This window comes from Streptomyces sp. NBC_00310 (genome assembly GCF_036208085.1).
GTDB lineage: Bacteria > Actinomycetota > Actinomycetes > Streptomycetales > Streptomycetaceae > Streptomyces.
Genome location: NZ_CP130714.1, coordinates 939,346 through 963,791, shown reverse-complemented (window position 1 = coordinate 963,791; position 24,446 = coordinate 939,346). Strand labels below are relative to the sequence as shown.

General features: G+C 69.3%; 18 protein-coding genes, 1 pseudogene and 1 CRISPR repeat array. Of the genes and pseudogenes, 15 read left to right on the top strand and 4 right to left on the bottom strand.

All coding sequences use genetic code 11. The features are described from left to right. Nucleotides 1-24 precede the first annotated feature (24 nt). Nucleotides 25-840 (top strand): IS5 family transposase, encoded by an 816-nt coding sequence (locus OG202_RS04205; protein WP_326584653.1) that lies wholly within the window; start codon nt 25-27, stop codon nt 838-840. Here OG202_RS04205 and OG202_RS04200 read toward each other — a convergent pair. Further along, nucleotides 812-1,282 (bottom strand): hypothetical protein, encoded by a 471-nt coding sequence (locus OG202_RS04200; protein ID WP_319073433.1) that lies wholly within the window; start codon nt 1,280-1,282, stop codon nt 812-814. The two genes, OG202_RS04205 and OG202_RS04200, sit on opposite strands and share 29 nt — an antisense overlap. Nucleotides 1,283-1,621: 339 nt before the next feature. After that, nucleotides 1,622-2,095 carry a hypothetical protein gene (locus OG202_RS04195; protein WP_327731286.1) on the bottom strand — a complete coding sequence of 158 codons (474 nt, stop codon included), beginning with the start codon at nt 2,093-2,095 and terminating at the stop codon, nt 1,622-1,624. Nucleotides 2,096-2,443: 348 nt separating this feature from the next. On the opposite strand from OG202_RS04195, the gene OG202_RS04190 reads away from it, so the two are divergent. From OG202_RS04190 to OG202_RS04170, 5 genes are all read left to right on the top strand, one after another. Then, the gene (locus OG202_RS04190) at nt 2,444-4,957 is read left to right on the top strand and encodes a SpoIIE family protein phosphatase (RefSeq protein ID WP_443052338.1); all 2,514 of its coding nucleotides are present in this window, start codon (nt 2,444-2,446) and stop codon (nt 4,955-4,957) included. A gap of 323 nt (nt 4,958-5,280) precedes the next feature. Continuing rightward, nucleotides 5,281-5,616: a hypothetical protein gene (locus OG202_RS04185; RefSeq protein ID WP_328222290.1), complete on the top strand. Its 336-nt coding sequence runs from the start codon at nt 5,281-5,283 to the stop codon at nt 5,614-5,616. A gap of 500 nt (nt 5,617-6,116) precedes the next feature. Beyond that, a complete protein-coding gene (ltrA, locus tag OG202_RS04180; protein WP_327731289.1) occupies nt 6,117-7,568 on the top strand; it encodes a group II intron reverse transcriptase/maturase in 1,452 nt (483 codons plus the stop codon). A gap of 141 nt (nt 7,569-7,709) precedes the next feature. Then, a complete protein-coding gene (locus OG202_RS04175; RefSeq protein ID WP_443052206.1) occupies nt 7,710-7,844 on the top strand; it encodes a hypothetical protein in 135 nt (44 codons plus the stop codon). Nucleotides 7,845-8,089: 245 nt separating this feature from the next. After that, nucleotides 8,090-8,266 carry a hypothetical protein gene (locus OG202_RS04170; RefSeq protein WP_327731290.1) on the top strand — a complete coding sequence of 59 codons (177 nt, stop codon included), beginning with the start codon at nt 8,090-8,092 and terminating at the stop codon, nt 8,264-8,266. 151 nt (nt 8,267-8,417) lie between these two features. Here OG202_RS04170 and OG202_RS04165 read toward each other — a convergent pair whose 3' ends face one another. Continuing rightward, nucleotides 8,418-9,161, bottom strand: coding sequence for an aquaporin (locus OG202_RS04165; RefSeq protein WP_327731291.1), 744 nt, complete (start codon nt 9,159-9,161; stop codon nt 8,418-8,420). 2,368 nt (nt 9,162-11,529) lie between these two features. Here OG202_RS04165 and cas3 point away from each other — a divergent pair. The 8 genes from cas3 to cas2e are packed head-to-tail and all read left to right on the top strand — an operon-like array spanning nt 11,530 to nt 20,773. After that, nucleotides 11,530-14,322 carry a CRISPR-associated helicase Cas3' gene (gene cas3, locus OG202_RS04160; RefSeq protein WP_443052205.1) on the top strand — a complete coding sequence of 931 codons (2,793 nt, stop codon included), beginning with the start codon at nt 11,530-11,532 and terminating at the stop codon, nt 14,320-14,322. Next, entirely contained in the window at nt 14,315-16,030 is a 1,716-nt protein-coding gene (gene casA / locus OG202_RS04155; protein ID WP_327731293.1) for a type I-E CRISPR-associated protein Cse1/CasA, read from the top strand. Before cas3 ends, casA begins: the two co-directional genes overlap by 8 nt. Next, the gene (casB, locus tag OG202_RS04150) at nt 16,027-16,731 is read left to right on the top strand and encodes a type I-E CRISPR-associated protein Cse2/CasB (RefSeq protein ID WP_327731294.1); all 705 of its coding nucleotides are present in this window, start codon (nt 16,027-16,029) and stop codon (nt 16,729-16,731) included. Before casA ends, casB begins: the two co-directional genes overlap by 4 nt. Beyond that, on the top strand, nt 16,728-17,942 hold the full coding sequence (gene cas7e / locus OG202_RS04145; protein ID WP_327731295.1) for a type I-E CRISPR-associated protein Cas7/Cse4/CasC: 1,215 nt from the start codon (nt 16,728-16,730) through the stop codon (nt 17,940-17,942). The genes casB and cas7e overlap by 4 nt, the downstream gene beginning before the upstream one ends. Beyond that, nucleotides 17,939-18,658: a type I-E CRISPR-associated protein Cas5/CasD gene (gene cas5e, locus OG202_RS04140; RefSeq protein WP_328222289.1), complete on the top strand. Its 720-nt coding sequence runs from the start codon at nt 17,939-17,941 to the stop codon at nt 18,656-18,658. The genes cas7e and cas5e overlap by 4 nt, the downstream gene beginning before the upstream one ends. Then, a complete protein-coding gene (gene cas6e, locus OG202_RS04135; protein WP_327731297.1) occupies nt 18,658-19,458 on the top strand; it encodes a type I-E CRISPR-associated protein Cas6/Cse3/CasE in 801 nt (266 codons plus the stop codon). Before cas5e ends, cas6e begins: the two co-directional genes overlap by 1 nt. Continuing rightward, nucleotides 19,455-20,426 carry a type I-E CRISPR-associated endonuclease Cas1e gene (gene cas1e / locus OG202_RS04130; RefSeq protein ID WP_327731298.1) on the top strand — a complete coding sequence of 324 codons (972 nt, stop codon included), beginning with the start codon at nt 19,455-19,457 and terminating at the stop codon, nt 20,424-20,426. The genes cas6e and cas1e overlap by 4 nt, the downstream gene beginning before the upstream one ends. Then, a complete protein-coding gene (cas2e, locus tag OG202_RS04125) occupies nt 20,423-20,773 on the top strand; it encodes a type I-E CRISPR-associated endoribonuclease Cas2e (RefSeq protein ID WP_327731299.1) in 351 nt (116 codons plus the stop codon). Before cas1e ends, cas2e begins: the two co-directional genes overlap by 4 nt. Nucleotides 20,774-20,865: 92 nt before the next feature. Beyond that, a CRISPR array of direct repeats spans nt 20,866-22,541; the repeat unit is 29 nt; unit sequence GTGCTCCCCGCGCCCGCGGGGATGGTCCC. Between the two features lie 550 nt (nt 22,542-23,091). On the opposite strand, the pseudogene OG202_RS04120 reads toward cas2e, so the two are convergent. Then, a pseudogene (locus tag OG202_RS04120) lies at nt 23,092-23,328 on the bottom strand (transposase); the annotation flags it as partial. A 446-nt stretch (nt 23,329-23,774) separates the two neighbouring features. Between OG202_RS04120 and OG202_RS04115 the strand changes: the two are divergent. Then, nucleotides 23,775-24,263, top strand: coding sequence for a lamin tail domain-containing protein (locus OG202_RS04115; RefSeq protein ID WP_327731300.1), 489 nt, complete (start codon nt 23,775-23,777; stop codon nt 24,261-24,263). Nucleotides 24,264-24,446 lie beyond the last annotated feature (183 nt).

The window sequence follows — 24,446 nt, the reverse complement described above, 5'->3', positions numbered from 1 at the left end:
CGCACTGCGTGCTACGCCTCCGACATGACGGAGGCGGAGTGGCAGGTCATCCGGGCAGTGCTGCCGGTTCCGGCCTGGCTGGAGGGCCGGGGCGGGCGGCCGGAGGGCTTCTGCCACCGGCAGATGATCGACGCGGTCCGCTATGTGGCCGACAACGGCGTCAAGTGGGTCAACCTGCCTGCGGACTTCCCGCCGTATCGGCGGGTGCATGCTTTCGCCCGCCGCTGGCAGATCACGGGTCTGCTCGCCGAGCTCCACGACCGGCTGCGCGACAAGGTCCGCCAGAAGGAAGGCCGCACGGTGGATCCGACTGCTGCCATCGTGGACTCACAGTCGGTGCGGGCAGCGGCGAACATCCCGCGCTCCACCTCCGGCTGGGACGGCGGGAAGAAGGTGGGCGGCCGCAAGCGGCACCTGGTGGTGGACTGCCTCGGCATGGTCCTGGCCGTGGCTGTGACCGCGGCGAGCGTGCAGGACCGCGACGCCGCCGTCCCCCTGCTCGAGCGGCTTCGGAAGATGTACTTCTCCATCCGCCTGGTGTGGGCGGACGGCGGCTATGCCGGGCGCCTGGTCGACTGGGCAGCCGAGAAACTCCAGCTCACCCTCGACATCGTCAAACGCACCGACGACACCACCGGGTTCGTGGTGCTGCCCCGCAGGTGGGTGGTGGAAAGAACGCTGAGCTGGCTGATGCGCTCACGTCGTCTGGCGCGTGACTACGAGACGCTGCCCGCCATGCACGAGGCCATGGTGCTGTGGTCGATGACCATGCTTATGAGCGGCCGCCTGGCCGGACGCCGCCCAGGTGCTTTCAGCCGGCCGGCCCTTCGAGCGCGGTGAACACCCCCGGCCGCACCTGGAGGGCCCACCCTCGCTCCACCAGGCGTTTCGCCTTCGACCGCAGTCCCTCGACCTTCGCCGGGACCGCCTGAAGGCCGAGGGCCACGGCCAGCTGCTGGCAGCGCATCCCCTCTCGGCCCGCCTCCGACTCCAGCACCGACACGATCTGCTGATAATCCGGCGCGAGTACCGACGCCGCCATGCCGTCGATCCGGTGCGGCACCGGTGAACCCGCCATGGCGCCCCGCACCGGCTCCGCGACTGCCGAAGACGGCTCGGCCAGCACCTCGGCCACCGTCGCCCGGGCATCCACCAGCCGCTGAAGGGCTCCTTCCGCCTCACCGAGCGCGGCCTGCACCTGCTCGGCCTCCTCCCGCAACCGCGCGATCTCTTCCCGAACTCTCTTCTCCCGGGCTTCCAGCAGACCGAGCACCGACGGCACCAGCCACCACCTCCACGAGCCAGACGAGCGGACGAACCACGCTCATCTCTCCCGCTACCAACCGGAGTTCATGCCCACCCATCCCGGACCAACGCAACACGTTCGGAAAGCGGATGGCGTCTGACTGCACCTCAGCTCGTCAGCGATCCGCGGGACCAGCCAGCCGTCCCAGCTCAGCTCCACCATCCGGCACCGCTCCACCAGAACCTTCGGCGCCTTCCTGGCAGCCGCCAGACGGTGGACCACCGCTTGCTCACCCTCGTCACGGCCCGGCCGTGCCCGTAACACCATCGTCCAGCACCCGCCCCCGAGCACCCGCAACCACCCCGCTACCAGCAGCTATACCCACCGAAAGCGGAATTCAGCAGTAATGTAATCGCGCAGGTTCGCCATGGTCGGGTCGGCCTTGATCTGTTTCGAGTTCCGCACCGCGCCAAGCACTGCGGCCGGGAGCTCGTCCGGCCACTCCTCGGGCTCGACCATCATCTGCTGGCCGGCGGTGACCACGGACATCAGCATCCCCTTGGCGACCTGCTGCTGAAGCGCCTCGCGCATACCGCCCTCGCGTGGCGTGACGCCCGCAGCCTCCCGCACCGCCCGCTCGCAGTCCCGGGCCAGATGCGGGTGAGCCGGAGCGGACAGAGCCATCATCAGGTTCATCGCCTCGTGCGCGAGCCCGTCGCAGATCCGGTTCCACGTCTCCCGGTCGGAACCGCCCTCCTTGTAGTAGTCGATCGCAAGGGTGACCGCCGCATTTCGGCCCGCTCCGACGCGCGCGCCAGGGAGACTGAGCCAGCGTCGACACGAGGCCACCGAGTACGGCGCCGACGAACGGCACGAATGTTGTCGATGTCACGCCTCACGGTGGCACTGGCACGTTCCGTGACGCGACTCTTCTTCGCCATCTCGGATGGCGCCCCGCCCCATGGTGTATCCGATCCGTCGGTAGTGCGCCGCGAGGCTCCAGGGGCGGGGATCTTGGTGAGCTGGGACTTTGCAGGTCAGGGCCGCGACAGCGGTGCAGGCCGCCTGGCACCGACGACAAACACCAGCACCTTGGGCGTTTGCCGTGCCAGGGCGCATGCTGGTTATTACACACAGCTCGCCGGTGAGACCCTCCGGACCCCGGGCGGGGCCTCTCCGAAACGAGGGGATCAGACCATGAAGCACGAGCACGACACTGTCGTCGGCTACACCGCTTCAGCCGTCATCGATGGGCGGGGCACCGTGACGGGCTGGAGCGCTGAGGCCCAAATGCTGCTGGGCTACACCACCGCGGAAATCGTGGGACAGTCTGCCGCTCGTCTGTTGGCGCATGACCTGTCCGAATCAACGCTGCGATCGTTGGCGGACCGGGTCCCCTGGGCAGACCAGCCCCGATGGCACGGGACGGTCCAGCTGCGGCATCGGGACGGTCACAGCGTGGCGGTCAGGTTGCTGGTACATCGGCGGCGGTTCTTCGGCAGCCAGGAGGAGAGCGAGTGGCTGGTCGTGTCGCCCGTCGCGGGCAAGGTCAGTCCCCAGGACGACGCCGAACTGCTGGAGCGGGCCTTCGCCCAGCAGCCCTGCGGAGTCGCGATCTACGACAGTGACCGGCGCATGCGGCTGGCCAACGTGGTGATGGAACGGGGACTGGGTCTCACGCTGCCGGAGATGCGTGGGCTGCGTGTGTCGGAGATCGTTCCGCACCCTGATCTGGAGGCCACCGACAAGGCCATAGGTGAGGTGTTGGAGACGGGCAGGCCACAGCATCGGGAGAATGTCTTCAGTACGCCCGGCCAGGGCCGTCACCAGGCATGGGCGGTCTCCCTCGCCCCGCTGCAAGACGCCGACGGCGAGGTGCACGCCGTGTGTCTCAGTGGGCACGACGAGACCCAGCAGCACTGGGCGCGGCGGCGGCTCCAACTGCTCAACGAGGCGAGTGCGAGTATCGGCCGCACCCTGGACATGGTGCGCACCGCGCAGGAGCTCGCCGACGTCGCCGTTCGAGGGCTGGCGGACTTCGTGGGTGTCGACATACTCACCTCCGGTGACGTCGATGGTGAGCCCGGCTCCCCCTCGCGGACGGTCACGCCCGTCGTGCTCCGCCATCTCGCCCATGCGTCGATCACAGAGACCTGCCCCGAGATTCCCCTGACGGTCGACGACCTGCGGACCTATCCGGAGGCTTCGCCCCAGGCTGAGTGCCTGGGGACCAGGCGCACCGTCTTGCGACTGGTCACCGGGCCGGATTCCACCAGCGGGCCGTGGGCGAATCAGGATCAGGACACAGCGGTCCACGCGGCACCGCGAGCGGAGTTCCATCTGATGGTGGTGCCGATGCGGGCGCGTGGGGAGACCCTGGGCGTGGCCCTCTTCGGCCGCCGCCGGCTCCAGGAGGCGTTCGACCCCGACGACGGGCTGCTCGCTGAGGAGATCACGGCCCGCGCCGCGCTCTGCATCGACAACGCCCGCCGCTACACCCGTGAGCGGAGCACTGCCCTCACCCTGCAGCGCAGCCTGCTGCCTCGATGGCTGCCACGGCAGTCGGCGGTCGAGGCCGCGTTCCGTTATCTTCCCGCCGGCGCCCGGGCAGGCGTGGGCGGCGACTGGTTCGACGTCATCCCGCTCTCCGGAGCGCGGGTGGCGCTGGTGGTCGGTGACGTGGTCGGTCACGGCATCCAGGCATCAGCCACCATGGGGTGCCTGCGTACCGCGGTTCGCACCTTGGCTGACGTGGACCTCCCTCCCGACGAACTGCTGACTCACCTCGACGACCTCGTCACCCATCTCGCCGACGAGGCTGCCGACGGCGGGACGTACACCCCTGGTGGTGCCGCAACGGACATCGCAGATACACCGGCCGCAGGAGACGTCGGCGCCACCTGTCTCTACGCGGTCTACGATCCTGTTTCCCGCCGTTGCACCTTGGCCCGCGCGGGTCATCCACTGCCTTTCATGGTCACTCCCGAGGGAAGCGTCGACCTCCTCGACCTCCCGGCTGGTCCACCACTGGGCCTGGGCGGCCTCCCCTTCGAGTCTGCCGAGGTGGAACTGGACGAGGGTAGCCTGTTGGTCCTTTACACCGACGGACTCGTCGAGTCCCGCGATCACGACATCGACCAAGGACTCGGCATGCTGCGCCAGGCGCTCACCCGGCCTGTCCGGTCTCTGGACGAGGCATGCGACACGGTGCTCGAAGCCCTGTTGCCCGATCGTCCCCAGGACGACATCGCCCTGCTGATTGCCCGCCCCAACGCCCTGGACGCCGGACAGGTGGCCACCTGGGACATCCCGGCCGATCCTGTGGCCGTGGGCCAGGCCCGCAAGAACGTCTCCGCTCAACTGGGTGAATGGGAACTCGAAGAGGTTCTCTTCACCACTGAGTTGGTGGTCAGCGAGCTGGTCACCAACGCCATCCGGTACGCCGAACCGCCCATCCAGTTGCGCTTGATCCACGACCGTACGCTGATCTGCGAAGTCTCCGACGCAAGCAACACCGCCCCCCACCTGCGCCGTGCCCGCGTCTTCGACGAGGGTGGCCGCGGGCTCCTTCTCGTGGCCCAGCTCACCCACGGCTGGGGCACCCGCCAGTCCTCCACCGGAAAGACCATCTGGGCCGAGCAGGCGCTGCCGAATGCGGTGCCGGATCCTGGCCCGTTCATCACGGACGAGCTGGAGCGGCTCGTTTCGTGAGGAGAGGGCGTCTCAGCCCACTCCGGGCCGATAGGCGGTCTCCGTCCGGCGCCGCCCGCCTGCGCCGTATCGAGGCCGCATTGATCTGTCGGCACTTTGACGACGAGCGGCAGCGCGAGGTGGCGGCCAGGCCCGACGAGATGGTGCGCGCCGAGCGTGCGAAGAGCCACAAGGGCAACTTCGAGCACCACAAGGAAGAAGACAGCGGAAGCCAGCCGAGAGGTTAATCGTGCGAATGTGACTGTGGGGCGGGCCGCCGTTGGTAGTGGCAGGCCCGGGCTTGACGGCGTCGTCGCCACTGGGGCCAGCGGAGCCTGTGCGCGGTGGTGTGGACGGTCTGGGTGACGAGCGTGGTGGCGTCCGTGCACGACAACGCCGCCGGCATCGCGTTGCTGGACGAGGTCGCAGCCGACACTGACACCGTGCAGAAGGCCCTGGTCGACCAGGGTTTCAAGAATGCCGTCGTCGCGCACGGGGAGAAGGTGGGCATCGAGGTGGAGGTCGTGGAGCGCAACCCGGCGCATTCCGGGTTCGTGCCGATCCCCAAGCGGTGGGTCGTGGAGCGTGTGCGCCGTGAGGCGCTTGTTGATCGTGTGGAGGTGAGAGACCTGCACCAACCTGCTGTCGCAGCAGTGGGGTTGAAGCTGAGGGCAGCCTGATCCGGGAGGTGCCGGGGAGGGCGGGAAGCAGCCCTGACAAAGCCGGGGCGGGGCCAGAACCGTCAGATGGCCGTGTGCCCGGCGAGCACGACGGAGAGGTGTAAGAGAGGAACCGGTGCGTGAAGCCTCGTAACGAATTCCCACCGGCTCGAACCTGACGGATCTGGGCTGGGTGCGGTGCACGTCTGCCATCTGCTCGGGCAGGCGACTTGTGCGGTGGTCTCGTTCGCTGCTGCGCAAGGCCACGGTGAAGGACTGCGGCGTAACCGTGGCGATGCCGCCGGGGTATAGCCGGGCGCCTACTCCGACAAGCGATCACAAGTGAACACGGGAACCGTCCCGGTCCTGCCACGGGCCACGCATCCGGCGCGGCAATCCGGGCTGGGCCCATCGTCGGCCGACCGGGTCGGGGCGGGGCGGAGCCGCCGTAGTAGTCCGAGCGCGGGAAAGCCGCGTACATGGCGAAGGCGGCAGCAGGTTACGAGTAGAAGGGGACTGCAATGCTCGAAGACGCCGGGGTGGAGACTCCGGCCGCGCAGCGCGACGCGCCGTTGGTGCGGCCGCTGCGGGTACGGGAGATGCAGACCAAGCTGCACCGTTGGGCGGCGGCCGATCCCGGCTGCCGCTTCGATGATCTGTACCACCTGGTATGCGACCGCAGGTTCCTCGCGCTGGCGTGGGACCGGGTCGCCGGCAACACCGGTGCCCGCACTGCCGGCGTGGATCGGGCCACGGTCCGGTCCATCGCCGAGCGGGTGGGCGTGGAGGTGTTCCTGGACCAGCTGCGCGAGCAGCTGCGGCAGCGGACGTTCCGCCCGCTGCCGGTACGCGAGCGGATGATCCCCAAGCACGGCGGGAAACTGAGGAGTCTGGGCATCCCGACCGTGGCCGACCGCGTGGTCCAGGCCGCACTGAAACTGGTGCTGGAACCCGTCTTCGAGGCCGACTTTGCGCCGGTCTCCTACGGGTTCCGCCCCAACCGGAGGGCGCACGACGCGATCGCCGAGATCCACTTCTGGGGCACTCAAGGCTACCGCCAGGTCCTGGACGCGGACATCGAGGCGTGCTTCGACTCGATCGACCACACGGCCCTCATGGACCAGGTGCGCTCTCGGGTCAAGGACAAGCGCGTGCTCGCCCTGGTCAAGGCGTTCCTGAAGGCCGGAATCCTGCGGGAGACCGGAGCGATGGAGGCGTCTGAGACCGGCACCCCGCAAGGCGGGATCCTCTCTCCGCTGCTGGCCAACATCGCCCTGTCCGTGCTCGATGAGCACGTGATGGGGGCGTGGAAGCCCGGCGGGACGATGTCCAGCGACTCACGTCGCTTCACACGGGTGGCCAAGAACCTGCCGAACTGGCGGATCGTGCGCTATGCGGACGACTTCGTCGTGCTCGTCAGGGGCGAAGGCCACCACGTCGAGGCGCTGAAGACGGAGATCGGCGAGGCCCTCGCCCCGCTCGGACTGCGCCTGTCGCCGTCCAAGACACGCGTGGTGCACATGGCCGACGGGTTCGACTTCCTCGGCTTCCACATCAAGTGGATGCGCAAGCGGGGAACGGACAAGCACTACGTCTATACCTTCATCGCGGACAAGCCGGTCCGCGAACTGAAGCGCAAGATCCGGGCGCTGACCCACCGGAGGTCGCAGGTCCCGTTCGTCGCCGTGCTGTCGAGGATCAACCAGATCCTGCGCGGCTGGGCCAACTACTTCAAGCACGCCGTCGCCAAGCACACGTTCAACACCTTACGTTCGTTCGTGTGGTGGCGCGTGGACAACATGATCACGTACCGGCGGCGCATGACGTGGACGGCCCTGCGCCGACAGTTCAAAGGCCCTCAGGGCTGGCGGCAGATCGCCCTGGACGGAGTCACGTTGTTCAACATCGCTTCGGTGACGGTTACCCGCTACCGATGGCGCGGGCTGAACATCCCGACACCGTGGATCGCATAGTTCATCGACCAACGACAGGAACCTGTGGAGAGCCGGATGCGGTGAGAGTCGCACGTCCGGTTCGGTGAGCGGCCCGGGGAAACGGAGTCGGGGAAACCCGACCACCGCGTCCCGGGCCGACTCTCCGCCTATGGGATCTTGATGCTGCACCGCAGGCTGGTGCGCGACTACGAGCATCTGCCCCGCAGTTCGGAGTCGCGGGTGTACTGGGCGATGACCGCGGTGATACTGCGCCGGCTGACCGGGGCGACCACGCCGGCCTGGCGCAGCACATGACCGCCGGGGAGCTGACCCTCGGCGCGGTGCTGGCACGGCTGGAGGAGCGGGAACGCGAGATCACCGCGCAGGCCGAGACGATGCGGGAAAGCAGATCGTGCAGCTGACCGTACGGCCTGGACGAACTCGGCAGAGCCGCCGAGGAGGTCCGGATCACCCGCAAGACGCTGCTGGAACTGCCCGATCCGCGGCCGTCCGCACCGCCGGCACCGAAACTGCCGGATCATCCGGCCTACCAGCAGATCATGGCGGTGTTCACCACGGCCGACGATCCGCTGCGTGCGCGGCAGGTGTGCGAGGCGATGGACGTGGCGGTCGCGCCCAACAACATCAACAACGTCCGCCTCAAGCTCAAGCGGCTGGCCGACCGCGGGATCCTGACCGAGACCGAGCCAGGCTTGTTCACCCTGCCTCGGCCGTAGTCGACCGACGTCGCCACGACCTGCCCGCTTGTCCCGCACGAAATGGAGAATCGGGCATCAGTTCCCATACCGCCCTTTGGGGACGTGGCGGGGTGAACCGCCGAGCAGGTCAGCGGCCGAACTCCGCTGAAGAATCGAGGTTGACGCCCTCTTATTCAACGCCGCTGGTCAAGGTTTCATGCGGGACGGGTTCGGACTTCGGGAAAACCAGCCGGTAAAGGCCGGCCGCCAGGATGCCACCCGCGAGGGGGGCGATGATGAAGAGCCAGACCTGGGAAAGGGCCGTCCCGCCGATGATGAGGGCAGGACCGAGACTGCGGGCCGGGTTCACCGACGTTCCAGTGATCGGAATCCCGATAAGGTGGCACACGGCGAGCGCCAGACCGATTGTCAGCCCTGCCACGGTGGCATTCGCGGCCTCATCTGTCGCGCCGAGGGCGACGAAAACAAAGAGTGTGGTCAGCACCACCTCGGCCAGGAAGGCGCCGCCCCCATTGATGTGGATAGCACTGGCGGCGCCCCAGCCGTCGGCCCCAAGGCCGGTGGCCGAACGGCTGTACCTGGGTGAACCGGCGAACGTGGCCCACAGGAGCAAAGCCCCGAGGATGCCGCCGATGAACTGCGCAGCCCAGTAACCGACCGCCTGGACCAGCGGAATTCGGCCCGTCAACAGGGCTCCGATGGTGACGGCTGGGTTGACGTGACAGCCGGAGACGGGCCCGAGCACGTACGCCAGTGCCAATAGGACGAGACCGAACGCGAGCGCGGTAGCGACCACACCAGCGGCGTAACTGCTCCCCGCAGTCCCGAAGCCGAACGAAAGGGTTGCCGCCCCGACGGCGAAATATACGAGCAGTCCTGTTCCCAGCAGTTCCGCAGCCAGCTTACGGATCATGTTGTTCCCTTCCCGGGTGGATGGGCGCCCGGCGAGTACTCCGGTCTGCGAAGTCCCGGGCTGGGCCAGAATCTCTACTCTATACACATAGTAATCGAATGATTGCTTAGAGTGAGGATTCCAGGCCGGCCAGAGAGCGCGACGGGCAGGCACGGGAGGTGACGCCCGACCGAGCACAGCCTGATTCGGGCCGGCTCGGCATGCTCATGGCCGCCGACCGGCCGGGATGCCGCACCGCCACACGTTCAGGTGACGACAAATCTCCTATGTGCTCCCATACCACCCTCTCAGCTCGACGTTGGGACCATCCCCGCGGGCGCGGGGAGCACCACCTACTATCCGGCGCTCACGCAGCCGAACGTGGACCATCCCCGCGGGCGCGGGGAGCACGTCAGCTCCATCTGACGTGGCCCCCGGTCGGCGGGACCATCCCCGCGGGCGCGGGGAGCACACCTCCCACGCCGGCGCGCAGGGTCCGGCGCAGGGACCATCCCCGCGGGCGCGGGGAGCACCTCGGCGACCTGCAGCTTCACAACCGCCGGGTGTCATTTAACGGTACTTTCACCGATTCCGTCATCCCGGCCACTGAGTTACAAATCGCAAGAAGCTGGCTTCCTGTTCCCGACTGACCACACATCGTACGTTGGCGGACCTGCCCAACGCCGGTGCGTAGGTCCTTGCCGCAGCGCGGGGCACCCAGCGCCTGCGGATAAGGCGGCGAGACGGCATCACCCAACAGAGCTGATCACCGGAGCCCACGAACGACCAGGCCTGAGACGAAGGGCAGCCATCCCCGCTCGCGCGGGAAGCACTTCTTCTACGGCTCGAACCTCTACGTCGAGAAGGGACCATCCCCGCCGGCGCGGGGAGCACGTCGTGGGCGGGGTGGCGGTCACAGCCAGCCTGGGCCCATCCCCACTCGTGCGGGGAGCAGCCGTACACCGGGGACGCCGCCGAGATCCTGGCGGGACCATCCCCGCTCGTGCGGGGAGCAGGCCGACTCCCTCGGCGTGCAGGCGAGTCTCTCGGGACCATCCCCGCTCGTGCAGGGAGCAGTCCACGTCCGGACTGCCCACCGCCCGCCACCAGGGACCATCCCCGCTCGTGCGGGGAGCAGAAGCCGTGGTCGACCATGCGCACCTTCGGAATGGGACCATCCCGCTCATGCGGGGAGCAGCCCACCAGTGGACGCTGCGCTACGGCTGGACGCGGGACCATCCCGCTCGTGCGGGGAGCAGACTTCTTTACCTGCGAGTTTGCGTCACGCATGCGCCGTTCGTAGGCACTTTCACTGAATTGAACATATCGCCCACCAGGAAGCTGAGTCGACGCTAGCTCAACCCGACGAGGTGTCGTCCCCGCTTTTCGCGGGGGAGCACGCCACCCTCTACCTGCCCGATGAGCTGTGGAAGGGGCCATCCCCGCGGGTGCGGGGAGCACTGCTTGTGGAGCTTGACGACTTGGTTGCGCTCGGGACCATCCCCGCGGGTGCGGGGAGCAGACCTGTTCGGTGAATCCGCACCGCCGGAGGAAGGGACCATCCCCGCGGGTGCGGGGAGCAGACTTTCTCACCTGCGAGTTTGCGTCACGCAGGCGACGTTCGCAGGCACTTGCATCGAATCGGACACCTCGCCCACCGACCAGTTGAGTCGATGTTTGCATCGGTCTCGGGACCGTCCCCGCTATGCCGGCGGCGAGTGCGGGGGACACCGGTTCGCAGCCATGCCGCCCAGCGACGCCTCGGGACGATCCCCGCGTGTGCGGGGGCAGAGCGAGCTGTTCGACCGCAACAGTGTTGCGTGGGGACCATCCCCGCGGTGCGGGGAGCACGGGAGTTGGCCGTCGGTGGGCGGCGGGGGCTGGGGACCATCCCCACGGGTGCGGGGAACACTTGATCAGGGCGGTGCTCAAGGTGTCCGACCAGGGACCATCCCCGCGGGTGCGGGGAGCACTGGGTCGCGGACGCCGCGCCGACGACGACACTGGGACCATCCCCGCGGGTGCGGGGAGCACCCCTCGGCGATCTGCAGCTTTATCGCTGCTGGGTGTCATTCGACGGTACTTTCACCGATTCCGTTATTCCGCCTAGAGAGCTATAAATCGTCAGGAACTGGTTTCCTGTTCGGGACTGACCGAACATCGTACGTCGGGGGACCTGGCGCTACGTGGTGTTAGGCAGGTTTTGGCCGCGATCGTGTTCGGTTTTCGCAAGGAGGCGTCGTCGGGGTTTATCTGACTGTATGTATCTGCCATGGCGTGTGACGGGGAGTGCAGTTCTGGGCTGGGGGATCGGCTCACGGGTCCGGTGCGGTCGGTGTGGGCGAAGCACGACCGGGACGGTGAGGGCTGGTTGCCGTTGTGGCGGCACATGGAGGACAGCGCCGCGGTGGCGGGGCTGTTGTGGGACCGGTGGCTGCCTGCGAATGTGAAGGCGCTGATTTCCGGGGTGTTGCCGGGTGGTGAGGGGGACGGCAGGCGGCTGGCGGTGTGGTTGGCGGGTGTGCATGACATCGGCAAGGCGACGCCGGCGTTCGCGTGTCAGGTCGATCAGCTCGCCAACGTCATGCGTGAGCACGGCCTGGAGATGAAGACGCAGCGTCAGTTCGGGCCGGACCGGCGGCTGGCTCCGCATGGGCTGGCCGGGCAGGTGCTGCTGGCGCAGTGGCTGGAGGAGCGGCACGGCTGGACGGGGCGGCAGTCGGCGCAGTTCGCGGTGGTTGTGGGCGGGCATCACGGTGTGCCCCCGGACCACGGGCAGCTCAAGAGCCTGGACGACCGTCCGTCCTTGTTGTGGACGTCGGGCCCGAGCCGTGCGTTGTGGCGGCGGGTGCAAGAGGAACTGCTGGATGCGTGTGCCGAGGAGTTCGGCGTAGGGGACCGGCTCGGCGTGTGGCGGGCGGTGAAGCTGCCGCAGCCGGTGCAGGTGCTGCTGTCGGCGTTGGTGATCGTCGCGGACTGGATCGCCAGCAACCCTGATCTGTTTCCGTATTTCCCGCAGGCGGCAGGTCGTACGGGTGCTGAGCGGGTGGAGGCTGCGTGGCGGGGGCTGGACTTGCCCGAGCCGTGGAGAGCCGAGGAACCACCCGAGGACGTGGGGGAGTTGTTCGGTACTCGGTTTGACCTGCCGCCGGGTGCTGTGGTGCGGCCAGTGCAGGAGGCAGCCGTTCGGCTGGCGCGCAGTATGTCTGCGCCGGGGTTGCTGGTGATCGAGGCGCCGATGGGCGAAGGGAAGACGGAGGCCGCGTTGGCGGCGGCCGAGGTGCTGGCGGCGCGGTCGGGGGCGGGCGGGGTGTTCTTCGCGCTGCCGACCATGGCTACGGGCAATGCGATGTTTCCCCGGCTGCTGGACTGGCTGAAGCGGCTGCCCGCCCCGGAGGGGACGCGGCTGTCGGCGTTGCTGGCGCATTCCAAGGCGGCGCTTAACGACGAGTACGCGGATCTGATGCGCCAGAGCGCCCAGCGGATCGCGGCTGTCGAGGTGGATGAGGAAGAGGGTGATTGGCGGCCTGCGGATGACCGGCGGGTGGCGTCGGCCGAGTTGGTGGCGCACGCGTGGTTGCGGGGCCGGAAGAAGGCGATGCTGTCGTCGTTCGTCGCGGGCACGGTCGATCAGTTGCTGTTCGCTGGGTTGAAGAGCCGGCATCTGGCGCTGCGGCATCTGGCGATCGCGGGCAAGGTCGTGGTGATCGACGAGGCGCACGCCTACGACACGTACATGAGTGCCTATCTGGACCGTGTGCTGTCGTGGCTGGGGGCGTACCGGGTGCCGGTGGTGGTGCTGTCGGCGACGCTGCCCGCCAGCCGTCGGCGTCAGCTGGCCGAAGCCTATGCGGGCGCCGGAGGCACCGTCGGCGCCGGGGAGTTCGAGGCGGTGGGGCGGGCTGATGGATATCCGCTGCTGACTGCTGTGCCGCCGGGCGGTGCGCCGGTCGCCGAGTGTCCGCAGGCGTCGGCTCGCGGGGCCGAGGTCCGTCTCGAACGTCTCGACGATGACTTCGGTGTCTTGGCGGACCGGCTGGCCGTCGAACTGGCCGACGGTGGGTGCGCGCTGGTGGTCCGCAACACCGTCAAACGGGTGCTGGAAACGGCGCGAGTTCTGCGTGAGCGTTTCGGCGACGACGCCGTCTCGGTGGCCCATTCGTGCTTCATCGATGTGGACCGAGCGGCGAACGACGCCGGGCTGCTGAACCGGTTCGGGCCGCCGGGCAAGAGCGGGCAACGCCCGACCGGGCCTCATGTCGTGGTGGCCAGCCAGGTGGCGGAGCAGTCCCTGGACGTCGACTTCGACTTGCTTGTCACCGATCTGTGCCCGGTGGACCTGTTGCTGCAGCGCATGGGGCGCCTGCACCGGCACGTGCGGGGCGAGGGCCAGGCGGACCGTCCGCGGCGAGTGCGTACGGCGCGCTGTCTGGTAACCGGTGTCGACTGGACGGGCCCGGTGCCGACGCCGGTGCGGGGGTCAGTTGCCGTGTATGGCGCGCACGCGTTGCTGCGATCGGCGGCCGTCCTGCTGGAGCACCTGGACGGAACTTGCCGGCCGGTGCGGCTGCCGCAGGACATCAGCCCCCTGGTCCAGGCCGCCTACGGAAATCAGCCGGTCGGTCCGGTCGGCTGGGGCGAGGCCATGGCGGAGGCACTGCGCCGGCATGAGAAGCACCGCAAGGACCAGGCCGAGCGGGCGGGTGTGTTCCGGCTCGATGGGGTGGGTCGGCCGGGGCGGGCGCTGATCGGCTGGGTGGCGGCGGGTGCGGGGGACGCGGACGACACGCGCACCGGCCGGGCCCAGGTCCGTGACAGCAAGGAAAGCTTGGAGGTCGTCGTCGTACAGCGGCAAGCTGACGGATCGCTGGCCACCGTGGACTGGATCGCACCGGACAAGGCGGGCCTGGACCTGCCCCAGGACCGGCCACCGTCTCCTCGGGCTGCCCGGGCGGCAGCCGCTTGTGGGCTGCGGCTACCGAGCCAGTTCTCGTACGCGGACGTGATGGACCGCGCCATCGCCGAACTGGAGGAACTGTATGTGCCGGCCTGGCAGGTGAAGGACAGTCATTGGCTCGCCGGCCAGCTGATTCTCGCGCTGGACACCGATTGTCAGACCCGTCTGGCAGGGTTCCAACTCCGTTACAGCCCATCCGACGGACTTGAGGTGACGCGTGCCTGACGCCCATGAAAGCCGTGGAGACGGCGCGTTGTCGTTCGACCTGACCCTGCGGCCCTGGATCCCGGTTCTGTACCGCGAGGGCCGGCGCGGCGAGTTATCGCTTGCTGAGGTGTTCGCCCGGGCCGGCAGCCTGCGCCGGGTCGTCGGAGACGTGCCCACCCAGGAGTTCGCCCTGCTCCGGCTGCTGCTGGCCGTCGCCCACGACGCGCTGGACGGACCGCAGGACACCGACGACTGGGCGGAACTGTGGGAGGACGACGACTGCTTCGCACCGGTTGCCGCCTACCTTGATGAGCACCGTGAACGGTTCGATCTTCTGCATCCGGTCGCCCCGTTCTTCCAGGTGGCGGGCCTGCGTACGGCCCGTGACGAGGTGTTCTCGCTCAACCGGATCGTCGCCGATGTCCCCAACGGGGAGCCGTTCTTCTCTTCCCGGATGCCCGCCGTCGACCGTCTCGGCTTCGCCGAGGCCGCCCGCTGGGTGGTCCACACCCACGCCTACGACACCTCCGGGATCAAGACCGGCACCGTCGGCGACGCCCGGGCCAAGAACAACAAGGTGTACCCGCTCGGGGTGGGCTGGGCCGGCCAGCTGGGCGGGGTCTTCGTCGAGGGCGAGACCCTGCGTGAGACGTTGCTGCTCAACCTGGTCGCCGGCGACAGCGCGGGGCTGCGCATCGACAGGGATGACCGCCCGGCGTGGCGCCGCGAGCCGTGCGGGCCCTCAGCCGTCGCGAACCGGCACCCGTCGGGCGTACGGGATCTGTACACCTGGCAGACCCGGCGGCTCCGGCTCCACTTCGATGAGGCAGGCGTCCACGGCGTCGTCCTCGGCTACGGTGACCCGCTTACCGCGCATAACCTGCACACCCGCGAGCCCATGACCGCGTGGCGGCGTAGCAAGGCGCAGGAGAAGAAGCGTGGCGAGGCTCTGGTTTACCTGCCTCGGGAGCATGACCCGTCGCGTGCCGTGTGGCGGGGGCTGTCCTCGCTGATCGCTGAGCGGGAGGTCGCCGGCCAGGGTGTCGAGGCCGCCTCCATGCTGCGTCCTGGGATTTTGGAGTGGGTTGCCCGGCTGGTCACCGAGGGGGTGTTGGCGCGTGGATTTTTGATCCGGGCGCGGGTGGTCGGCGCGGTGTACGGCACGCAGCAGTCCGTGATCGACGAGATCGTCGACGATCACCTGGCCATGGCGGTGGTGCTGCTGCACCGTCAGGACCGGGAGTACGCGCAGGAGGCGATCGACGCGGTCGGCGACGCGGAGCAGGCTGTCACCCGGCTCGGGGATCTGGCTACCGACCTGGCGCGGGCGGCCGGCACGGAGACGGAAGGGGCCCGGGCCAGGGCGCGGGAGCGCGGCTTCGCCGCGCTGGATGACCCCTATCGGATCTGGCTGCGCGAGCTGGCCGACGACGAGGACCCCGACGAGCAGCGCACGCTCTGGCAACGCCGGATCCACCGCATCATCAGCCGGCTCGGTGACCATCTGCTCGCCGAGGCTGGAGACGCTGCCTGGGAGGGCCGGATCGTGACCACGGCCAAAGGCGCCGTGTGGCTCAACTCCGCCTGCGCCGAAGGCTGGTTTCGCCGTCGGCTCGGCGAAGCCCTCGGCTTCCCGGACTTCTCCACGAGCACCGAGGCGGATACCCAGCAGTCCCTCGATGCCGATCCCGCTGCAGGCCTTCCCGCAGAAAGGGCACACTCGTGACCACTTCCACCCGCACCTCTCTCCCGGAACGGGTGCGAGATATCACCGCGGTGAACATCAATGGTCTGCAGCGGGGCTACTTGGCCGACCAGTCGCGCGATGTGGCCGCGCTGGCCCGGCTGCGCCGAGGCGCCGGCAAGGAGATCCAGCAGGTTCCGGATCTGTGGGGCCTGATTGACACCGGCCCTCTGCACGACCCGGCGGAGGAGGGCGGCCGGCCCGCGCGTGAAGAGGACCTGGCCCGTGCCGAGGACGCCGTACACGTCGCTGTAACGCTGTGGGCTTTGCACCAGCAGTCGCGGGGGACCGGGATGCACCGGCCCCACCGCAAGGACGCGCCCGCCGGTCTGGGGGCCGCGGTCCGTCGGCTCATGCCCAAGGGCGACATCGACGAGACGATCCTCAAGCGCCTCATCCGAGCCGGCCAGGCTCCGGACCTTTCCGCGCTCGCCCTGCGCTTGCGGGAGATCGTGGTGCTGCTGCGCCGCGAGGACATCGCCCTCGACTACGCCTTGCTCGCCGGGCAGTTGTGCCGATGGCAGCAGACGGGCGGCCGGGACGAGGTACGCCGTGCGTGGGGCCGCTCCTTCCATGCCTACCGCCCGCCCAAGGACGCCGCCCCCGATCCCTGCGATACAGCCGGATCCGCCTCCGACACCGGCCTCGCTTCCGCTTCCGACACGACCAAGGACGCCTCGTGAACCGCATCTTCCTCGACGTGCACGCCCTGCAGACCGTGCCGCCCAGCAACCTCAACCGCGACGACACCGGCGCCCCGAAGTCGGCCGTCTACGGCGGGGTTCCCCGGGCCAGGGTTTCCAGCCAGGCATGGAAGCGCGTCACCCGCGAGTACTTCCGCGACGAGCAGCTGCTCGACCCGAGCGAACTGGGCGTGCGGACGAAGAAGGTCGCCGAGCTTCTCGCCACCCGCATCACGGATCTCGACGCGTCGATCAAGGAGGCCGAGGCGCTGCGGCTGGCAGCCGTCGTGATCGAGACGGCCACCGGCTCGAAGATGGAGGCACCGGAGCGCAAGACGCGCAAGGCGAAGGCCGATGCTGCGGGGGAGAAGGCGGAGGAGGCGGCGCCCGAGTCGAAGTACCTGATGTTCCTGAGCGCCCGGCAGCTCGACGGTCTCGCCGCGCTCGCCGTCGACGGCGCCGCCGACATCACGGCGTATCTGAAAGAGAGGGACAACAAGGCGCGGGCCAAGCAGATCGCCGACACCCGCCACTCCGTCGACATCGCCCTGTTCGGGCGGATGGTCGCTGACTCCGCCGACTTCAACGTCGACGCCGCCGCCCAGGTCGCCCACGCCATCAGCGTGCACCGCGTGGACAACGAGTCCGACTACTACACGGCCGTCGACGACAAGAACACCGACGCCGAAACCGGCGCCGGAATGATCGGAACGGTCGACTTCAACTCCGCCACGCTCTACCGTTACGCCGCCGTCAGCGTGCACCAGCTCACCGCCAACCTCGGCGAAGGGCTGCGCGACGACGAACCCGTCACGACCCCCGTGCGGCGGGCCGTCGAGGCGTTCGTTCACGCCTTCGTCGCCTCACTGCCCAAGGGCAAGATCAATACGTTCGGGCATCACACCCTGCCCGACGCCGTCGTCGTCAAGCTCCGCACGACCCGCCCCATCAGTCTCGTCGCCGCGTTCGAGGAGCCGGTAAGGGCTGAACTGGGCGGGGGGCATCTGCGCGAGGCGTCCGCCCGCCTGGCCGAGTACATCCCCGAGGTCGAACGAGCCTACGGCGATGAGCAGTCCACCGTGACCTGGGTCCTGCGTGTGGGAGCCGCCACCGACAAGCTCGCCGGCATCGGCCAGGAGACGCCCAGCCTGTCCGCGCTCGTCGAGGCGGTCGGCCAGGCGGTCGCGGAACGCATGGACAAGCCCGCATGAGCGTGCTGACTCTGCGGCTGGCGGGCCCCCTGCAAGCGTGGGGGGCCTCGGCCCGGTTCGCCCGCCGCACCACCGAGTCCGCCCCCACCAAGAGCGGTGTGATCGGCATGCTCGCAGCCGCCCGAGGCATGGACCGCGGTGACGATGAAGCACTGGCCCGCCTCGCCGTGCTGCGGTTCGCCGTCCGTATCGACCAGCCCGGTACCCGGGTCCGCGACTTCCAGACCGCCCACCACGCGGACACCGGCAAGTCGATGCCCCTGTCCGAGCGGTACTACCTCGCCGACGCGGTCTTCGTCGCCGCTGTCGAGGGCGAGGCCCCCCTCCTAGACGAGGTTGACGCCGCCCTGCACCGCCCCGTCCACGCACCCTTCCTCGGCCGGCGCTCCTGCCCACCGGCCCACCCGGTCCGCCTCAGCCTGCACCGCGGTACCGACCTCACCAAGGCGCTCCGGGCTGAGCCCTGGCAGGCCGCCGCCTGGTACCGCAGGCAGCGCCGCCGCGACGCGACCGTGTCCCTGACCGTGCTGCGCGAGGCCCGCCCCGATGAACCCGGCGCAGACCTGCTGCGAGACCAGCCCCTCAGCTTCGCCGCCGAACACCGCCGGCACGCCCTGCGCCCCGTGGTCACCACGACCGTGGAAGTAGCGAACCCGAGCGCCAGGGTCGTGCCCGCGCACGACCCGTTCGCCGCTCTGGAGGAAGAGAGCGCCTGATGTACCTGTCCCGCTTCCGTATCAACACCGCGCGCCCCGGCGCCCGGCGCCTGCTCTCCTCACCCCAGTCCCTGCACGCCGCCGTCATGGCATCCTTTCCGAACCTGCTGCCCACCGCCCCCGCCGGCTCTGCCGCAGCAGACGGCGGGCCGCGGGTGCTGTGGCGGCTGGACCACAACGCGGCCGCCGAGGTCTTCCTCTACGTGGTCAGTCCCGACCGCCCGGATCTCACCCACCTCGTCGAACAGGCCGGCTGGCCGGCCGCCGCCGCGGCAGAGCCGGACAACCCCGGCTGGCAGACACGCCCCTATACCCCCTTCCTCGACCGGCTCACCCAGGGCACCACCTGGGCGTTCAGGCTCACCGCCAACCCGGTGCACCACATCCGCCGCAAGGACGACGAACCGATCAAGCGCACCGCCCACATCACACCCGTCCACCAGATGGCCTGGCTCCTGGAACGACAGGAACGCTGCGGATTCCGCATCTGCGAAAAACCCGACGACAAACGGCTGTTGCCCAGCGGCACCACGTACAAAAAGTCCCCGCACCACGGCGACCGCTACGAACTCCTCGTCCACGACCAGCGCAACCTGTCCTTCGCCAAACCCCGCAGCAACAACTCATCCGGGCGACGGCCGGTCACCCTGGTCGCCGTCACCTTCGACGGCCGCCTTGAGGTCACCGACCCCGACCTGCTGCGCCGCACCCTCGCCCAGGGCCTGGGCAAGGCCAAGGCATACGGCTGCGGCCTGATGACCCTCGTCCCGGTCCCTGGCACGGGTGAACGAAGCCAGTGACGACCGTCAGCAAACGCACCGCGCTCACCCCACGCCACCTCACCCGCACCAGCGAGCGCCTGTCCTTCGTCTACCTGGAACGCTGCACCGTCCACCGGGACGCCAACGCCATCACCGCCGAGGACGCCGACGGCACCACACACATCCCCTCCGCCACCATCGGCACCCTCCTGCTCGGCCCAGGCACCCGCATCACCCACCAGGCGATGAGCGTCCTCGGCGAGACCGGGGCAGCCGTCGCCTGGGTCGGCGAGCACGGCGTGCGCTACTACGCCAGCGGCCGCGCCCTGACCCGCTCCTCCGCCCTCGCCGAAGCCCAAGCCCTCAAATGGGCCAACCCCCGCACCCGCCTCGCCGTCGCCCGCGCCATGTACCGCCTGCGCTTCCCCGACGAGGACCCCGCCGGCCTCACCCGCCAGGAACTCCTCGGCCACGAAGGCAGACGCGTCAAAGACTGCTACCGCGAACACGCCGCCCGCACCGGCATCCCCTGGAAAGGCCGCAAGTACACCCCCGGCGACTTCACCAGCGGCGATGCCGTCAACCAGGCCGTGACCGCCGCCGCCCAGTGCATGTACGGCATCGCCCACGCCGTCGTCGCTTCCCTCGGCTGCAGCCCCGCCCTCGGCTTCGTCCACTCCGGCCACGAGCTGTCCTTCGTCCTGGACATCGCCGACCTGTACAAGACCGAGATCGGAATCCCCCTCGCCTTCGACATCGCCGCCGACGACGAACAGGACGTCGGCCCCCGAACCCGCCGCGCCCTGCGCGACCGCATCAACGCAACATCCCTGCTCGACCGCTGCGTCGAGAACATCAAGACCCTCCTCCTGCCCGACACCACCGCCACGGGTGCCCAACCCGCCGACGAAGCGGACCGCGTCACACTCCACACCGACCGCGGCCAACAGGTCCCCTCCGGACGGAACTACGCCAACACCGACGACAAGGAAGCGGTGCTCTGGTGACCGTGATCGTCCTCACCAACTGCCCGCCCGGACTCCGCGGATTCCTCACACGCTGGCTCCTGGAAATCTCCGCAGGCGTCTTCATCGGCAACCCCTCCGCACGCATCCGCGACGCCCTCTGGGACGAAGTCCAGCAATACGCAGGACAAGGCCGCGCCCTCCTCGCCCACACCACCAACAACGAACAGGGCTTCATCTTCCGAACCCACGACCACACCTGGCACCCGGCCGACCACGAAGGCCTCACCCTCATCCGCCGCCCAAACCCCAACACCCAGCCGGCCGGCAACGCCCCCCAACCCGGCTGGAGCAAAGCCGCCAAACGCCGCCGCTTCACGAGGGGTTGAATTCCGCAATGTCTAATTTGCCCCAAATCTCGGAATCTGGGTAAGTGCTGAAAAATCTGACCTGCCGAACCTAAACCAGCAGGTCGTGCAGTGTGCTCCCCGCGCCCGCGGGGATGGTCCCCCGATGTGCGAGGGCGCGATCCGCCGGTCTCCGTGCTCCCCGCGCCCGCGGGGATGGTCCCTTCCCCGTCCGCGCGAAGTCTGGTGACCCGAAGTGCTCCCCGCGCCCGCGGGGATGGTCCCAAGCTGCCGCCCACCCAGTCCCTCATGCACCAGTGCTCCCCGCGCCCGCGGGGATGGTCCCGAAGTCCAGACCCTCACCGTGACGGGCGCGCCGTGCTCCCCGCGCCCGCGGGGATGGTCCCCACTCCGGCCCCTGGCCCCGTGCGCTCTGCTGGTGCTCCCCGCGCCCGCGGGGATGGTCCCTCCGGCACGCCGCAACGACGTCGGGGCGCCGAGTGCTCCCCGCGCCCGCGGGGATGGTCCCTCGGCCCTCGCCCGGACCCTTGCCGGGCATGAGTGCTCCCCGCGCCCGCGGGGATGGTCCCGGCGTCGGCAACCCGACGACCATCCGCGTGTTGTGCTCCCCGCGCCCGCGGGGATGGTCCCGTCCGAGTCGTCAGACTCAGATCCATGATGATGTGCTCCCCGCGCCCGCGGGGATGGTCCCTCCAGCCCCGCAAGTTCGAGCGTGAGCCGTTCGTGCTCCCCGCGCCCGCGGGGATGGTCCCGCCGGCTTGATCGCCGACTTCCACAACCACATGTGCTCCCCGCGCCCGCGGGGATGGTCCCTACCTGGCCGTGTCGGTCGAGGGTGACCAGCTGTGCTCCCCGCGCCCGCGGGGATGGTCCCCCATGGCGCTCACCCTCTTCTCCCGCACCCGCGTGCTCCCCGCGCCCGCGGGGATGGTCCCTGCGCCTCGCCGACCGCGACCAGGTCGACGACGTGCTCCCCGCGCCCGCGGGGATGGTCCAGTCGTCCGGCGCGTCATCTCCCGCGAAGCAATGTGCTCCCCGCGCCCGCGGGGATGGTCCCTCGGCAGCAGCGAGCTTGGCGCCGTACTCCGAGTGCTCCCCGCGCCCGCGGGGATGGTCCCAGGACCCAGATCAGGCCGGTCATCGAGCGGTGGTGCTCCCCGCGCCCGCGGGGATGGTCCCGGGACGAACGTGAGCGCGGTGGCGCTGACGGCGTGCTCCCCGCGCCCGCGGGGATGGTCCCATCAACACAGGCCAGCCCGTCGTCGCCGGGAAGTGCTCCCCGCGCCCGCGGGGATGGTCCCCCGTTGTGCAGGCTCTCCGCCGGGTACCGCTTGTGCTCCCCGCGCCCGCGGGGATGGTCCCGGACACGAGGAGCGTGGCGTATGGCCGGAGGAGTGCTCCCCGCGCCCGCGGGGATGGTCCCCGATCAGATAATTCCGTTCGGCCTGCATGCGAGTGCTCCCCGCGCCCGCGGGGATGGTCCCTGACCGCCGAGAGGAGCTGATTCAGGTGGAGAGTGCTCCCCGCGCCCGCGGGGATGGTCCCCCGTTCATCTACAACACGTACAAGCAAGGGCAGTGCTCCCCGCGCCCGCGGGGATGGTCCCGCGGCGAAGAGGTTCCCGACGACAACCAAGATGTGCTCCCCGCGCCCGCGGGGATGGTCCCTCCGAATGTCCGGAGAGAAGTCGGACGGCATCGTGCTCCCTGCGCCCGCGGGGATGGTCCCACCGTCCCCCCGGCCGGCGAACACTGGGGACAGTGCTCCCCGCGCCCGCGGGGATGGTCTCAGCTCATCGAGGGACACGTAGTCGACGGCCTGGTGAGCCCGGCGATCCGACGAGTGTGCCGAGTCGCTTCACCGTGCGCCGGCGCCGTCCAGCTGGAAGCAGGTCTCCTCCAGCCGTTGTGCCGGAGATCGATCAAGTCCGGTCGGACGGCTCCTGGCATCGTGCCGCACGGCGCACGCTGTGGCATCCGTTCCTGTCGTTCAATGGGTTCGGCAGTTGCCGGTTGCGCGTTCACGCGGCCGGGACGCCGCCATCGACCTGGCTCCCGACGAGGTAACCGAGTGGTACCTCATCCAGGCCTGGTCGGCACCGGCCCGGATGTGGCGGTACTCCGCCAGACCGACAGCTACGGAGCCTCAGTACGAGCGCACTGAAGCGACGACACAACCATGATGCTGTCCCGCCCGCCTTCGCAGGCGGGCGGGGCAGCATCACGTCCAGGGGGGCGGCGGGCGGGCCCGAAACCGCCGTCCAGCCGTGCCGCGGCATCGGAGTGGGTTCCCCTAATCCCGCAGGGTGGGCAGGGTTGACCTGCGAATGATCATTTAGCGAGCGCCTTCCAGAGGCCCATTGCGCCGTCACCAACGACCAGCTCCGGATCGCGCATGCCGCGCCTGCGGCAATCGCGCAGCAGGTCGGCCCGCGACTCGGTCGACTCCCGCAGCCCCTCGGCCGGGATCAGCTCCTTGGCGCCATCCAGGCACACACCCATCAGAACCAGGACGCGGGAGCGTGCCTGCCCGAGCCGGACCTTGGGGGTGCACCCCGCGTCGGCCCACACGTACACGAGGGCGGCGAGTGGCTGGCTACCTGCCCCGGCCGGTATCGGCATGAGGCTGTGGAGTCTTCCGGGGTTGTGGTGGGCGCCGCTTCCGGCTCGCCCGCGGTTGCGGTGAGCGCGGGGGCTGTTACTCACTTTCGGGTGACGGCTCGTGCGGTGGCGGGGCGGCGTGATGTAGGGGCTGCGGGGACTGGGTCAACTCCTGCACGGCGGCGGGAGTGTGCTGGGTCGTCAACATCAGGCGTCAGCGGCATACGTGGATGATGCAGTCGAGAGTCACAGAAATATGGGCAATAGGTAACACCGTCCATGTTTTCACCTCAATTCCCGCACGAGGTGGACAGAGTGTGTGTGGGCGGCCGACCGGTCGCCACCCGCACACCGCACCGACTCCCACGGCGGCCGTGAAGACCGCTTGCGGGGAGGGTGCCCGCACCCCTGAGGGGGACTTCTTGTCCGCTTCCGCTTCTGCCACCGCCCGTCGTCTGGCCGCCGCAGCACTCGCGGCCAGCGCTCTGGTCTCGGTGGTGGCGCTGCCGGCGTCCGCGGCCGACCACGCCCGCCCGCACCACCCCAGGGTGGAGATCTCGGCCGTTCAGTACGACTCCCCGGGACGCGACGACCGCTCCAACCGTTCGCTGAACAGGGAGTGGGTGGAACTCACCAACACCACCCGCAGGGCGGTCAACCTCGACGGCTGGACCCTTGAGGACGAGTCCGGCCGCACCTACACCTTCGACCACTACCGCCTGGCCGGCCGCGCCACGGTCCGCATCCACACCGGTGAGGGCCGCGACACCCACACCGACCTCTACCAGGACCGCCGCCACTACGTGTGGGACAACCACTCCGACACCGCCACCCTGCGCAACCACCGCGGCCGCTTCATCGACGACGAGTCCTGGGGCCACAACCACCACCGCGGCGACGCCCGCCACTGACACCACACAGCGCGTGGGCGGCTGAGCATGCCACCCGCCCACGCACCTGAGACGGCGGCGCGCCCGGCCCGCAACGGCCCGGCGCGCCGCCGACGTGAGGCATGACGTTCTACGGGGCCGACGGGGCCGGGGTCCCGGGGTCGGCCCCGACCACTGATGAGGATCTCTGAAATCGGGTCTGGC